Here is a 13374-nt window from a genome sequence, read left to right on the forward strand (position 1 = left end):
CAACATAATAACCGAGTTAAAAAGGCGCGGCGACACAGCATTCAAGGCATTGATGCGATACTGGCCGCATATAAGGTTTTAACCGTAACTTGGTAGACCTCGATCAACTCCTTTAAAGCGAAGTCCGTTGCGGTATTTGGGATAACTTTGGCCGTTAGCTGCTTCTATCATCTCATGATGGCGTGGGCTGCTATTATCGCCAATAGCTTGGGCAACCACGGCTTTAGCGGGCATGTTGTGTATTAAGTTACCAACACCTGCCATTGCGATAAGCTCACTGTAAGCTTGATTTAGCTCGCGTATATTCAGCTTATCTACATATTCATGTAGCACTTGAAGGAAGTCGGGCTGGCTTAATTTTAGGCGCAGGCCTTCATTCTCTTTAATGATGTGAATACATTCCTTGGCGTGGCGGATGGCTTTAGGGTTTAGCATCCAAGACTTATCTGCCATTATCTTCCTCAACCTCTGTAAATACGTAATACGTGGTAGTACTGCTCAAAAAGGGCACTTGTAAAGCAAGCTTAGTCAAACTGGAATGAAAGGTATGAACGGTTCATTATGGTTGGCGGTAAAGTCAGACGATTCGGTTATCAAAACTATGTATTTTTATTTAAGCCTGGGCAGCAATATAGAGCCTGAGCGCAGCGCAGTGCAGATGCTGCAAGAGTTAGTGGGGCGATTTGGCTGTTTGGCTCTCTTTCCCTTTTGTTTTACTGAGCCTGAAAAGATTGTCAGTGAACGGATGTTTGCGAATGCTTTAGTGGTATTAAAAAGCCCTTTAGATTTACTACAGGTGAAGACTCAGCTGGTTGAAATAGAAACCCGTATGGGGCGTGACAGGGATGACCCCCAGCGCAGTAACAAAAGTCGCGCTGCGGACATAGATATTATTGCTGCCAGTTCGACTTTTGCCTTGTCTTTTTTTGAGCAGGCAAATGAAGCCTATGTGCAAACCTGCTTGGCCTTGGAAGGGCCTTTTGTGGATTTAAGCCCTTGGGGTTTAGCCGCGCATCAGCGACCTGCCACCGTCCACCTTGATGCAGCTGCCGCTCAAATAGTGGTTGTTGAGGATGAAGCTCACGGTTTCATAGATTGGGCCGAATCCGCCCTCACTAGCTAGTAGCGTTTCGCTGAGTACTTGTTCTTTATGGGCTTCCGAGTGTTCATCTAAAAACTTAATGGGGCCTGGTTGTATACAGTTGACTCTAACCTCGGGGGCTAGCTTTTTTGCTAGTCCGAGGCTTAAGTTTTGCAGGCCCGCTTTTGTTGAGCAGTAAAGGCTCGATGGTGCACTTGGATTATCAGCATAAATATCGGTGATAGAAATAATATTGCCTTTGGCTTTTTTAAGTGCGGTTTCAAGATCTTTAGCTAGTAGTGCCGGCAGTTGCATATGAATCGCAAATAAACGTTGGTAGAAGCTTAAATACTCTTCTTCGTGTTGCTCATCGGCTTCATAAATAGAGGCATTGTTGATCAGAAGATCGAGGCTTTTGCAGCGTTTTTTGAGTGCATTGCTAACTCGTTCTATTTGCTCGTTGTCGTAGCTAAAGTGTTCATGAATGTGCAGTTGGCTGCAAGCCAATTGCTGTAGTTCTTCTGAGGCGCTGCGTGTCATCGCTTCTACCTGCCAACCGGCATCAAGTAGTTGCTGGCAGAGAAAGAGCCCTAAACGGCGGCTAGCTCCAGTAATGATCGCGGTCTTCATAAGCTTTTCCATTGATTTACGGCTGTTAGTGTAAAACAGCTTTGCGCTAAGATGTGCGACTTCTATCAGTTTTCGCAAGGTTGCGATGTATATGCTCAAGCACGTTGTTTTATTCACCTGTTTTCTTGTTGTGGCTTCTTGGGCTTGGGCTGGGCGAGACTACGTTGGCGCTGAAGCTTGTATCGACTGTCATAAGCAAGAACATCAGCAGTGGCAGTTGAGTGATCACTATAAGGCTATGGCTCATGCAACTGAAGAGACGGTATTAGGTGCTTTTGATGGCAAGCAGCTTGAGTTTCATGGCATGCAGTGGTTGTTTAGCCGTGAAAATGATCGTTTCTTTTTTGAGGGCATAGGTCCTGAAGGGAAGCAGCAGCGCTACGAGGTGCTCTATACCTTTGGTTATTTTCCCTTGCAGCAGTATTTGGTGGATATAGGTAAGGGCCATTTACAGGCCTTAAACATTGCTTGGGATAGTCGCCCTGAGTCTCAAGGCGGGCAGCGTTGGTTCCACCTTCAACCTACCGAAAATATAAGTGTTGAGCACCCCTTTTTCTGGGCTGGTAGCTTTCAAAATTGGAATGGGCGCTGTGCCGATTGCCACTCAACTAATTTGCAAAAAAATTATCAGTCTAGCGACAATAGCTACAACACCACTTGGTCTGAAATTAATGTTAGTTGTGAGGCTTGTCATGGCCCTGCGAGTGAGCACGTAGAGCTTGCTCAGCAAAATAAACTGGCTGCTAGCCTTGATAAGGCTTTGTCTTATAGTCAAACAGAGAAAATAGCTTGGGCTTTTGATGGCAAGAGCAAGGTGGCTAAGCCTATCAAGCAGGCTTCTGCTTCTACGCAGGACTCTGAACTGATTGATATGTGTGGTGGCTGCCACAGCCGCCGTATGCAAATTGGTGATGCCAATATGCAAGGTGACTATCACGATAAATACTTGCTACAGCCTGTCGATCCGAATTTATATTTTCGCGATGGCCAAATTTTGGATGAAGTGTATGTACTGGGCTCTTTTATGCAGAGCAAAATGCAGCATCAGGGCGTGCAATGTACAGATTGTCATAATGCCCACACGGGTAAGTTGAAAGCAGAGCCTGATGCGGTATGCGCTAGTTGCCATCTACCTGATGCTTATGCAACGGTTGAACACAGCGCTCATAAACAGGGTGTGCAATGTGTCGATTGCCATATGCTTGAGCGAGATTACATGGTTGTTGACCCTCGCCGAGATCACCGTTTTCACATCCCCAGCCCTGCTGTCAGTGAGCGTTACCAAACGCCTTTGGCTTGTTTAACCTGTCATGAAGACAAAGACCTTGCTTGGGCGAGTAAGGTGTTTAACCAGCAGAAGTGGTCACAAAAAGAGCCTGCTTGGGTTCAGGCTTGGAATGAGGCTTTGCGCCTTGACCCTTCGGGCTTTCAGTCTTTGGCACTTGAGGCCAGTCAGCGTGGGCTTCCCGCTCAAATTCAATCGGCGTTATTGCGTGCTTTAGTAAATTACCCTCTGCCAGAGGCATTAGTTGTCATTGAAGAGCAGCTTGCTAGCCCTGAGCCTATGGTTCGTAGAGCTGCTTTAAGCAGCTCTACGATTGCCCCTATGTCTATGCGCTGGCCATTGATACAAACCTTACTGCAAGACCCTAGCCGTTCTGTGCGCTTTGAGTTGGCTTCTCAGTTGGTTGATAGCTATGCGGAGTTAGAGCCCGACGCTCAGAAGCAAGTACAGCCGCTTTTGGAAGAATATCGTCGCTCCTTAGATTACAGTTTGGATTTCCCTTCGACACAACAAGTTCTAGCCGCACTGGCCATGCTCGATGGTGATGCTAAGTCTGCTCGTCAGGCATATTTAAAGGCGCTAGAGTTGGAGCCCGCCTATGTGCCAGCCCTACTTGGCTTTGCTGAGTTTAGCCGTCGCCAAGGTGGCGCCACGGCGCAAGCAGAAGAGCTTAAACTCTTGAAAAAAGCGGAGTCTGTTGTGCCTGAGAGTGCGGCTACTCAGCATGCTTTGGGTTTATTTTATGTGCGTCAGCAGCGTTACGATTTGGCTTTAACGCATTTAAAAGCCGCCTGTAATGACAGTGTTGATGTGAGTCCGCGCTTCTTCTATGTCTACGCTGTGGCTTTAGATAGCCAAGGCCGAACTCTGGAAGCGGTTCGAGTCTTACAGCGCAGTGATAAGCGCTGGCCTGGGCAGTTTGATACGCTCAGTACCTTAGTATTTTATTTAGAAAAAACACGTAAAACGGAAGTCATTCCGCGCTATCTGCCCGCCTTGGAGCAGATAGCGCCGCTCAGCCCGCAAGTACGCTTATGGCGTAAACGCTATGGATCTTAGAGCCAGAGCTTAAATTTGGCACCCAGTTCTCCTTATTTTTGTTGAAAAGGGCGCCAAATTTCAAGTGTGTTTGGTAATATAGCCGCTCATTTACTTAGAGTTTCGCTATAAGGCGTGTAGTTACGTCTGTTTTTAATCCTATGTTGCGCGCTAGTTATCAAATACTTGGCCTTGATGAAGCTGCCACTGATGCCGAAATAAAGCAGGCGTGGCGCCGTTTAAGTGCGTTTTATCATCCGGATCGAAATAAGCAATCTGTAGTGGCTACGGAGATGTTTAAGATTGTGCAGCAGGCTTATGCTGAAGTGCTGGCAAGCCGCGATACAGTGGAGCAGGCAGAAGAGTCTTCTAATAATGGTGCTCGCTCATGTCGGCGCAAGCGCCAAGGTTCACGTAGTCAGCGCCGTTTTCATTGGCAGCTGCCAGAGCACTATATCGGCACGAACTTAAAGTGTGAGGCCTGACCTTATTGTTTGAGCTAGGTGCTTGAGGGGGTGTTATGCACTTGCTCAAAGCGCTTGGCTGCTTCATCGACCCAGCCTTTTAGTGTTGATGCGTTAACGGAGGTTTTGTAGCAATACTCGAGCAAGTCCAAGTGATCGACTTTGGGTTCTTCTACGTTTACGCCTGGCTGCCCAGTTCGAACAACCAAGGTCATGGTATTCAGTGTTGGCTGCTCTCGAATCCAGTCGATTAAACGAAGGCCAGCATCTTCGGTTTCCATAATAACGTCGATAATCGCAAGGCAGAAATCGTGTTTTGTAGAGAGTAATTCTTTTGCTTCACGCGCACTGAGACAGCTGTGTAATTCGATCTTGCGGCCGTTGACTGTTTTACGGCGCAATACCAAGCGAGTGACATCGTGAACACTCTCATCATCGTCTATAACCAGTACCTTAATCGGACCCTCTATCTTCGAGTCTGATGGACTAGTTGGGGAATCATCAAAAAAATCAAACTGGCTCATGCTACTGCCTTCTAAGCCTACCTTTTATTAGCCTAGCACCGACATCGTTATTGTGGCGCTTCATGTAACTGACACAGCTCAGTTTTTACATGCTTGGTGGTTTAGTATCCCTCTTTAACGTGGCATACTCCATTGAAAATATTAATAAAAACCGCAAATTGCACCAAACAGGGATTAATGTGAAACTTTCTCACTTACTGGGGCTCTGCTTTTTCTTCGGTTTAAGCGCTTGTCAGTCAACGGATTCTTCAAATATGAACGCGGCTTATAAGTCGGCCTTGATCGCCACTGAAAAATGGGGGGAGATCGATGGCCAAGATGTAAACCTCTATACCTTACAAAATAAAAATGGCATGCAATTGCAATTAAGCAATTATGGCGCCCTGATCGTTAAAGCCCTAGTGCCTGATCGCAACGGTGAATTTGCCGATGTCGCTTTGGGTTACCCTACCTTAGAAGATTATCAGCGTGAACGTGCCGGAATGGGCGCGGTTATTGGGCGTTATCATAATCGAATTCGTAACGGTCAGTTTGAGCTTGAAGGTGAGCAATATCAAGTTACCTTAAATGAAGGTGAGAATAGTATCCACGCCGGTTTTGAGTATCAGCGAGCCCTGTGGACTGCTTTGGCCATTACCACTGACAATGGCCCAGGTTTGCAACTGACCTATGTTTCCCCTGATGGCAGTCATGGTTTTCCCGGTGAGGTTCGTACCACTCTGACTTATGTATTGACTGAAGACAATGCCATTGATTTACGTTTTGAGGCCGGTGCCGATAGGCCTACTCCCTTAAATTATATTCAGCACGCTTATTTTAATTTAAATGGGGTCAGCGATACCGTGCTTAAGCATGTTGTAAGTATTGATGCTGATACCCATGCAGCTTATGACAGCAGTGCCTTGCAAACGGGGCGCATTGAGTCTTTACGAGGTGAGGCTTTTGATTTGATTGAGCCTACTGAGATTGGTGCGCATTTAGATGAGATCGCCTTAGGTGGTTATCACCAGACTTATATTTTGAATAAGAAAGATGGCGAGCTTAAAACCATTGCCAGTATTTGGGATCCTGAAAGTGGCCGCACTATGGATGTGAGTACGACATCTCCGACCATGACCTTTTATGTCTCTATGGGTTTGAATAACTCGGTGCCTGGTAAGTACGGCATTGAGTACGCGCCTTTTAAGGGGTTTTGTATGGAGACAGGCTTTATTCCGGATTCTGTAAATTATCCTCATTTGCCAAGTACCATTTTTGGCCCTGATCGTCGTTATGATGAGCGTGTAATTTACCGCTTTGGTGTTAAGCCCTAGATTGCTAAGCAGGGGCTTAATATAGATCGTTTTATATTGAGTGATGGTAGGAGATTCGTTTTCTGCCATTTTTTATTTTTAGCAGTTCTAGATTTGATTGATTAAAGGCCGTTAGTGTGATGTTAAAAGCGTACTTACGATCAGGAATTTAATAATAAAAGGCAGGATCCATGAACATTATTGAAATCAGCTTGTTTGTCATTGCTGTAGTGGGGGTGATCTCACTGGGTATATGGAAAAGTAATCAAGGTGAAGAGGAAGTTGGCGGTAGTAAGGCGAGTCAGTACTTTTTAGCGGGGCGCGGCCTAAGCTGGTACTTGGTTGGTTTCTCTTTGATTGCTGCAAACATCAGTACTGAGCAGTTTGTTGGCATGAGCGGTAAAGCTGCCGATTGGCTAGGCATGGCGATCGCTTCATACGAGTGGATGGCCGCAGTAACCTTGGTGGTTGTGGCTTTTGTGTTCCTGCCTAAATTTCTTAAAACGGGTATTTATACCGCTCCGGAATTTTTAGAGTATCGCTATGGCTCGTTCTCACGCTTTGTGATGGCTGCAACCACCTTGTTGATTTTGGTTGGTGTGCCAACGGCTTCTGTTATTTATTCTGGCGCTAAAGTGATTTCAGGTTATTACACCGATGTGTGGTTGATTGGTAATTTGACTGCTTCTTGTTGGTTAATTGCGACTCTAGCGGCAGCTTATGTTTTTGTCGGTGGTTTAAAAGCATGTGCGTGGACGGATTTAGTTTGGGGCGCAGCCTTAATTATTGGTGGTGCGCTAGTTGCGGTACTTGCTTTCCAGGCTTTGGGCTCGGCTGATGCGGCAATGCTGGCCAAAACAGCCACGCTAAAAGATATTAATGTTGCTGAGTTGCAAAGCGCAGGCGCATGGGATCGTTTTACTATGCTCAATGCTGGTTCCGCAGCTGAAGGTGGTAAATTACACATGGTGCGCCCGCTTAATGATCCTGAGATTCCGTGGTCAGCTTTAATTGTTGGTCTGTGGATTCCAAACATGTTTTATTGGGGCTTCAACCAATACATCATTCAGCGTACCTTGGGTTCTAAGTCTTTAGCGGAAGGTCAAAAAGGTATTATCTTTGCCGCAATGCTGAAGTTGGTAGTACCTTTTGTGGTAGTGATTCCTGGTATTCTTGCTTTTAATTTGTACTCTGATCAGTTGCTCGCCGCTTCGGGTAACGGTTATGACTATGACTCTGCCTTTCCTACTTTGCTGCGTAATCTAATTAAGCCTTATCCATGGATTAGCTGGTTTGTATTGGCTGCGATCTTTGGTGCAATTGTGAGTTCTTTAGCGTCAATGCTGAATTCAGCTTCGACGATTATGACGATGGATATTTATAGCAAGGTCTTCCCTGCTGGGGCTAAAGACGAGCACTTGCCTTCTGTTGGCCGTTTCTTTGTTGTTTTATTTGTCATAATCGCTGCGATTATCGCCCCATCTTTGGATGACTTTGGTGGTATCTTTACTTATATTCAGGAGTTTCAGGGCTTTATTAGCTCCGGCATTATCGCTATTTTCTTATTTGGTATGTTGGTGCCGCGCGCTCCTCGCTTCTTAGGTTGGAGCGGTATCGTACTTAATGCTTCTTTATATGGTTTGATTAAATGGTGGTTGGGCCCAGTTATCGTTGAGGCTGGCTTGTGGTTCTCTGATGAAATAAGTTTCTTGGATAGAATGGCGATTTGTTTCTTCTTGGTTTGTATTTATTGCGCCATTGCCACTTTGCTTAAACCGCTGCCAGAGCCTGTACAGCTTCCAGAGAATAAAGATATCGATCTAACGCCATCGCCTATGGCGAAGTGGATGGGTGGAGCTGTGGTAATTCTTACCGGTATTTTATATGTGGTTTTCTGGTAGAGTCTAAGCTTGTTTAGCTCTAATGAAGCCCGCCTGAGTTGCGGGCTTTTTTGTGTTTTTCAATTATTTTATTTTGGCTTAATTTTTAGGTAGAAGTACCCAGGCCTTACCTAGGCTTTTCATCTTGCCTGCATTTTCTTCTGCAGCAAGACCGTGGCCCCAAAAGAAATCACCACGTAGCGGCCCTTTAATAGCTGAGCCAGTGTCTTGCGCAATAACAAGCTTTTGTATGTTGTTTGAGCCTTTTTGTGGATGTTCTAGGTCAACAAAAAAAGGCAGGCCATAAGCGTAATAACTTGGGTCGATTGCTAGTGATCGCTCTGCACTTAGTTCGACGTCCTGTGCGCCTATAGGCCCCATGCCCGCGTGCTCTCGAAAAAAGATATAGCGTTTATTTGTATTCATAAGCTGCTTTGCTTGCTCGGGGTGATGATTGAGCCAGGCTTTGATGCTTTGCATGCTTATGCTTTCTTTGCTTAGCTCTCCTCGCTGTAGAAGGGGTTTACCAATAGCGCTGTAGTTATGACCGTTGTTACCAGCATAAGCGATGCGGACTAAGTTGCCGTTGTCTAATTCAGCTAAGCCTGAGCCTTGGATTTGTAAAAAGAATTTATCAACTGCACTATCTAGCCAAAGTAATACTTCGTCATCGTCTGTATGTGAAGCTTCAATATCTTTGCGTTCTTGATAGGGTTGCAGGCGTGAGTTAACTACTTGGCCAACAAGGTTCTGGCCAGCCAGTTCGGGTTTAAATAAACCCAAGTCAACAGTAACTAAATCTTTGGGTTTTTTACGAATAGGACTGGAGTACTTAGCACTTTGATTATACGAGGCATTAACACTGGCTTCGTAGTAGCCGGTAAAAAGTCCTTGTTCTTTATTGTCAGATCTTATGAGCCAGGGCTGAAAGTTATGTTCAAAAAACTGTCGTGCTAAGTCTGGTTTTATTTGAACTTGTTTGGCTTTTTGACATGCCTTTTGTAAGGCTAGATGGGTGTTTATTTCTGTGTTTATAGTTATTTGAGACAGTAAAGGCAGCTCTTGGTTTGTTGTCGATATTTTTATACAGCTTTGCTTAAAGCTTAATAGGGCAGCACTAAGATCATCATGCTGCCAGTTTGGTAGGTTTTCAAAGCTTGTTTCTTTTAGCTCAATTTGTGCTTGATTTTCTCTCTCGTCTACTTGCTCACTGCTTTGGTGGCAGGCAGTAATTATAAATGTTAGACAAACACTTAAACCTAGCTTAATAGTACGTGTAGCGTTCAATGAATTTCTCACTTTCGATCAGATTTCAAGCCGTACATATAGCTTGTGATAATACTAATAAGCCAGATTATAAGAAGAACCCACTTAGCTTTTACAAGTTCTGGTTTTGTTGAGATGCCTTCACGTATGCTTTGCATTATGTCTGCTATATTGATGTTGAATTTACCGCTTTGTAGTATTTCTTGTACAGCTTGGTCCGCAACTACATTGGCAATTTGCCAGACGCCTATTAAGACGATAATTAAAGCGAGTGTTGCCGGTACTATAAAGACTAAGGCAAATGTATGGCGGCGAAGATGCCAAAGCCCGGCTCCAGGATAAATTAGTGCCGAATAAAGTGCGGCTTGTTTTGCAGGAGACATGTATTAAAGCCTGAATGTATAAATAGGCTTAGTATACCTAGTTGCTATTCGTAATGTGCAGCTAAGATTTAAGCCCAATAACGGCCTATAAGGTGGGATGGGGTTTATTGATCTGTAATAGGTCCAAAAACTTCAAGTCTGAGGGTTTCTAGCTCTTTACTTGTTTTCTCTATGTCTTGATGAATTAGGAACTCAACAAAAATAGCGGGTGTGTGTTGAGCAAACTCAATGTCTGTGTCTCTATCAAAGAACTGTATACCACCTGGCGAACTTGCCATAATTTCAGCCGACTTTCTTTGTAGTAGAGAGTCGTACTGCATGTTATCAATGCGTGCAGATAGGCGCTGGATGGTTGGGTTCAGTGCTTGTTGGAATTCGTCATTGGCGATGTAAAGCAATAGGTCTTCCATTTCGGCTGTCATATTGATATAGGCAGGAACGATAAAAACATCTATCGGGGCGAGCGTGTAGTTAGGAATACCCTCTTTAATTTGAGGGAATTCGACTACGTCAATATCTCGCAACTTTGCTTGTGGCAGGTTGTGGGAGGTTGAGTCAGCCATGGTCATAGCTGAGAAGCCATGAACCATACGCGGAAAAGCTTGTAGCTTGTCATAAGCTTGATGGTTGGCATTAAAACACTGGTTAACAAGAAGCTCTTTCCAGTGAGAGAGGCTGTCTTTTACGCGCGGGTCGGTGAAGCTAATTTTTCCGCTTAAGAGTTCACGGTGAAATGTTAAGCCGTTTACCCTTAGGTTGATATAGTCAAACCATCCGTGGGTTAGCCAGGCTGTCTTACTGCCAAGGTTAAAAAGATCAACATTATTTTTGCGTAAGATTTTGCAGCTATCTAAGGTTTCTTGCCATGTTGTGGGAGGCTTTATTTGGTATTTTTCAAAAACCTTTGTGTTGTAATAAAGGCCGCTATATAGGCTACTCACTGGAATGGCATAAATACCTTGCTCATAACTGACTGAGTCAATTAAGGCTTGGGGGTACTGCTCAATGAGTTTGTGCTCTTTCCAAAAATCGCTTATATCTTTGAGTTGCCCTTGCTTGGCAAAATGGTCAACGCGCTGGCCTCCGTACCAGAACATAAGGTCTGGCCCGTCTCCTTGCTCTAACCAAAGTGGTACAGCTGCTTCATATTCGTGGGTGCTGTACATTACAAAATCGAGTTCAACATCAGGGTGGCGCTGCTCGAATAAACGCTCTAATTGATGCAGTACTGTTCGGTGTTTGCCATTATTAATAAGAGTGGCAATTTGAATGTGCTGTTTTGCGGATATGGATGTTGATAGCAACAAAGCTAGAGCGCTGATTGCTAGTCTTACGATGCTGTTGGTGACCCGGGGCACTGTAAACTTCCTTTGTAAGCTGCTCGATAATTTAGGCGGTAAAGCTTAACGACATCCGTTGTTCTAGCTGCGAGTTGTTAATTGTACGCTATGCATACATTCCAGGCATAAAAAAAGCCCGACATTTCTGTCGAGCTTTTTTTATTTTTATGGTGCCCGGAGGCGGAATCGAACCACCGACACGGGGATTTTCAATCCCCTGCTCTACCGACTGAGCTATCCGGGCAATGTTTGCTTAACCCTTTCGTTTAGGGCTTGGCGAAACGAGGCGCGTATTAAACCTGCAAGAGAAGAAGGAGTCAAGCCCTAATCGTTGTTCTTTGGTGGAACATAACCTTCGATTGTGTCGGTATCTTCATTTGCGAAGAATTTTTGCATTTGTTCGGCCAAATAAGCACGTGCAGTCATGTCCATTAGGTTGAGCTGTTTTTCATTAATAAGCATGGTTTGTTTGGCTAGCCATTCTTGCCAAGCTTGAGCACTGATATGCTCAAATAGCTCTTGGCCTTTCGCCCCAGGTAAGGGAGGCACGGCGAGACCGGGCAGGTCTTGTTTGTATTTTCGGCAAAAAACAGTGCGGCTCATAGGTATCCTAGTTGTACTCGATGCTTAGCTTGTTGTGCTATTGATGATTATTTCCGCTTTAACGGAGTTGGCAATAAAACACTGTTGGTGTGCTTGATGGTGAATGTTATCAATATCTTTACTGGAAGGGCATGTATCAGCAGAAAATATAATGTGGGGGTTCAGTCTAACTTGGGTGATTGAAATACAACCACTTTGGTCTTTACCCATGTAACCTTCTGTTTTATCGAGATAGCTATCAACGATGAATCCTCTTTTGGCCGCAATCGAAAGAAAGAACAGCATGTGGCAGCTAGAGATTGAGGCTATAAAGGCTTCTTCTGGGTCAACATTAGCCGCTACAGAATAAGGTTCTGGCACGATATGGGGGGAGGATGACGCGGCGACACTTAAGCCTCCGTCGAATTGCCAGAGGTGTGCTCGGCTGTACTTGTTGTCGATATAGCCTTCATCTTTGGCGCGTTGCCATTTTACTTGTGCCTGATAGGTCGACATAAGGCCTCCTTACTGAATTAAGTGTTAAGTAGTGTTTTCACCGGAGCCGCCAAACCAACTCGTTGTGGGAAGTGGGGGTTGTACCAGAGTAGGTTGTTTTCTCGAACCTGTTCGTTGAGTTTGCCGAGATGTACGTCGACAGGGTTAATGATCAGGTTGTAGTGAGAAAAGACGTGTTTGAAGCTTTTTCGTTTTTCAATGTGACGGATGGATCCGAATGCTTGCTCAACATAGTCTTCCACGCTTTCATTTGTGTCTAGCTCAGGTAGGCTCCATAAGCCTCCCCAAATTCCACTGCTTGGGCGAAGTTCAAGGGCAACCTCTCCACTCAAGTTGTATATAAGTAACATTTGTATTTCTTTGCTGGGTTTGGCCTTTTTAGGTTTTGAGTAAGGGAACTCATTGACTCGTTCTAGTGCTTTTGCTTGGCATTGTTGGCTCATTGGGCACTCTGCACACTTAGGTTTACTGCGGGTGCAGAGTGTGGCGCCTAAGTCCATAATCGCTTGGGTGTAATCCGCGCAGCGCTCTTTGGGCATGTGTTCTTGTGCCAGATGCCAGAGCTTCTTTTCTATTTCTTTTTTTCCAGGCCAGCCTTCAATAGCGTGAAAGCGGGTCAGTACTCTTTTTACATTGCCGTCCATAATGGCAGTGCTTTGTCCAAAAGCGATGCTGGCAATGGCAGCCGCAGTTGATGGGCCTATGCCCGGTAGCTTAACAAGCTCATCCGTAGAGTTTGGAAAATACCCATCGAAGCGTTCAACAACTTCCTGTGCACAGCGATGAAGGTTGCGAGCACGGCTGTAATAACCAAGGCCTGTCCATAAGTGCATGACTTCGTCGGGATCTGCACTGGCAAGGTCTTGAACCGTTGGGAAGTGCTCACAAAAGCGTTCAAAATAAGGGATAACAGTTGCTACTTGTGTTTGTTGCAGCATGACTTCGCTTAGCCAGGTTGTATAGGGGCTGCTATTTTGTTGCCATGGTAGGTTATGGCGACCGTGCTGATCAAACCAGAGTAGTAGGGCGTGGCTAAATGAAAAATGTGCGGGCATAAGTTCTCCTTTGCCTGCACATTATGCATGTTTGCCTT

Annotated in this window: 14 protein-coding genes and 1 tRNA gene; 5 read left to right on the forward strand and 10 right to left on the reverse strand. The window is 45.1% G+C overall.

Annotated features, from left to right (window positions below):
• Nucleotides 1-78: 78 nt before the first annotated feature.
• Entirely contained in the window at nt 79-453 is a 375-nt protein-coding gene (locus tag AB1S55_RS05545; RefSeq protein ID WP_370980800.1) for a hypothetical protein, read from the reverse strand.
• Between the two features lie 94 nt (nt 454-547).
• Between AB1S55_RS05545 and AB1S55_RS05550 the strand changes: the two genes are divergently transcribed.
• Complete coding sequence (locus AB1S55_RS05550) at nt 548-1123, forward strand: 2-amino-4-hydroxy-6-hydroxymethyldihydropteridine diphosphokinase (RefSeq protein WP_370980801.1); 576 nt, start codon at nt 548-550, stop codon at nt 1121-1123.
• Here the strand turns inward: AB1S55_RS05550 and AB1S55_RS05555 are convergent.
• On the reverse strand, nt 1004-1711 hold the full coding sequence (locus AB1S55_RS05555) for an SDR family NAD(P)-dependent oxidoreductase (RefSeq protein ID WP_370980802.1): 708 nt from the start codon (nt 1709-1711) through the stop codon (nt 1004-1006). The genes AB1S55_RS05550 and AB1S55_RS05555 overlap by 120 nt on opposite strands.
• A 91-nt stretch (nt 1712-1802) precedes the next feature.
• Here AB1S55_RS05555 and AB1S55_RS05560 point away from each other — a divergent pair, with 91 nt between their 5' ends.
• Nucleotides 1803-4055, forward strand: coding sequence for a multiheme c-type cytochrome (locus tag AB1S55_RS05560; RefSeq protein ID WP_370980803.1), 2253 nt, complete (start codon nt 1803-1805; stop codon nt 4053-4055).
• Between the two features lie 140 nt (nt 4056-4195).
• A complete protein-coding gene (locus tag AB1S55_RS05565; protein ID WP_370980804.1) occupies nt 4196-4519 on the forward strand; it encodes a J domain-containing protein in 324 nt (107 codons plus the stop codon).
• Nucleotides 4520-4533: 14 nt separating this feature from the next.
• Here AB1S55_RS05565 and AB1S55_RS05570 read toward each other — a convergent pair whose 3' ends face one another.
• A complete protein-coding gene (locus AB1S55_RS05570) occupies nt 4534-5022 on the reverse strand; it encodes a hypothetical protein (RefSeq protein WP_370980805.1) in 489 nt (162 codons plus the stop codon).
• A gap of 179 nt (nt 5023-5201) precedes the next feature.
• On the opposite strand from AB1S55_RS05570, the gene AB1S55_RS05575 reads away from it, so the two are divergent.
• Complete coding sequence (locus AB1S55_RS05575) at nt 5202-6335, forward strand: aldose epimerase family protein (protein WP_370980806.1); 1134 nt, start codon at nt 5202-5204, stop codon at nt 6333-6335.
• Between the two features lie 170 nt (nt 6336-6505).
• Entirely contained in the window at nt 6506-8215 is a 1710-nt protein-coding gene (locus AB1S55_RS05580) for a sodium/solute symporter (RefSeq protein ID WP_370980807.1), read from the forward strand.
• Nucleotides 8216-8293: 78 nt separating this feature from the next.
• On the opposite strand, the gene AB1S55_RS05585 is transcribed toward AB1S55_RS05580, so the two are convergent.
• The 7 genes from AB1S55_RS05585 to mutY all read right to left on the reverse strand — a co-directional run bounded on the left by AB1S55_RS05585 (nt 8294) and on the right by mutY (nt 13336).
• On the reverse strand, nt 8294-9481 hold the full coding sequence (locus tag AB1S55_RS05585) for a murein transglycosylase A (protein WP_370980808.1): 1188 nt from the start codon (nt 9479-9481) through the stop codon (nt 8294-8296).
• Nucleotides 9482-9489: 8 nt separating this feature from the next.
• On the reverse strand, nt 9490-9843 hold the full coding sequence (locus AB1S55_RS05590) for a hypothetical protein (RefSeq protein WP_370980809.1): 354 nt from the start codon (nt 9841-9843) through the stop codon (nt 9490-9492).
• A gap of 104 nt (nt 9844-9947) precedes the next feature.
• Nucleotides 9948-11201, reverse strand: coding sequence for an ABC transporter substrate-binding protein (locus AB1S55_RS05595; protein WP_370980810.1), 1254 nt, complete (start codon nt 11199-11201; stop codon nt 9948-9950).
• Between the two features lie 150 nt (nt 11202-11351).
• Nucleotides 11352-11427: transfer RNA gene (locus tag AB1S55_RS05600), tRNA-Phe, on the reverse strand.
• Between the two features lie 80 nt (nt 11428-11507).
• Nucleotides 11508-11786 carry an oxidative damage protection protein gene (locus tag AB1S55_RS05605; RefSeq protein ID WP_370980811.1) on the reverse strand — a complete coding sequence of 93 codons (279 nt, stop codon included), beginning with the start codon at nt 11784-11786 and terminating at the stop codon, nt 11508-11510.
• A 24-nt stretch (nt 11787-11810) separates the two neighbouring features.
• Complete coding sequence (locus AB1S55_RS05610; protein ID WP_370980812.1) at nt 11811-12281, reverse strand: OsmC family protein; 471 nt, start codon at nt 12279-12281, stop codon at nt 11811-11813.
• A gap of 17 nt (nt 12282-12298) precedes the next feature.
• Nucleotides 12299-13336: an A/G-specific adenine glycosylase gene (gene mutY / locus AB1S55_RS05615; protein ID WP_370980813.1), complete on the reverse strand. Its 1038-nt coding sequence runs from the start codon at nt 13334-13336 to the stop codon at nt 12299-12301.
• Nucleotides 13337-13374 lie beyond the last annotated feature (38 nt).

It is taken from the genome of Agaribacterium sp. ZY112 (genome assembly GCF_041346925.1).
In the GTDB taxonomy this organism is placed as follows: Bacteria; Pseudomonadota; Gammaproteobacteria; order Pseudomonadales; family Cellvibrionaceae; genus Agaribacterium.

Coding starts and splice junctions, on each gene's coding strand:
- AB1S55_RS05545 (WP_370980800.1), bottom strand. CDS start 453: ATGGCAGATAAGTCTTGGATGCTAAACCCTAAAGCCATCCGCCACGCC.
- AB1S55_RS05550 (WP_370980801.1), top strand. CDS start 548: ATGAACGGTTCATTATGGTTGGCGGTAAAGTCAGACGATTCGGTTATC.
- AB1S55_RS05555 (WP_370980802.1), bottom strand. CDS start 1,711: ATGAAGACCGCGATCATTACTGGAGCTAGCCGCCGTTTAGGGCTCTTT.
- AB1S55_RS05560 (WP_370980803.1), top strand. CDS start 1,803: ATGCTCAAGCACGTTGTTTTATTCACCTGTTTTCTTGTTGTGGCTTCT.
- AB1S55_RS05565 (WP_370980804.1), top strand. CDS start 4,196: ATGTTGCGCGCTAGTTATCAAATACTTGGCCTTGATGAAGCTGCCACT.
- AB1S55_RS05570 (WP_370980805.1), bottom strand. CDS start 5,022: ATGAGCCAGTTTGATTTTTTTGATGATTCCCCAACTAGTCCATCAGAC.
- AB1S55_RS05580 (WP_370980807.1), top strand. CDS start 6,506: ATGAACATTATTGAAATCAGCTTGTTTGTCATTGCTGTAGTGGGGGTG.
- AB1S55_RS05590 (WP_370980809.1), bottom strand. CDS start 9,843: ATGTCTCCTGCAAAACAAGCCGCACTTTATTCGGCACTAATTTATCCT.
- AB1S55_RS05605 (WP_370980811.1), bottom strand. CDS start 11,786: ATGAGCCGCACTGTTTTTTGCCGAAAATACAAACAAGACCTGCCCGGT.
- AB1S55_RS05610 (WP_370980812.1), bottom strand. CDS start 12,281: ATGTCGACCTATCAGGCACAAGTAAAATGGCAACGCGCCAAAGATGAA.
- mutY (WP_370980813.1), bottom strand. CDS start 13,336: ATGCCCGCACATTTTTCATTTAGCCACGCCCTACTACTCTGGTTTGAT.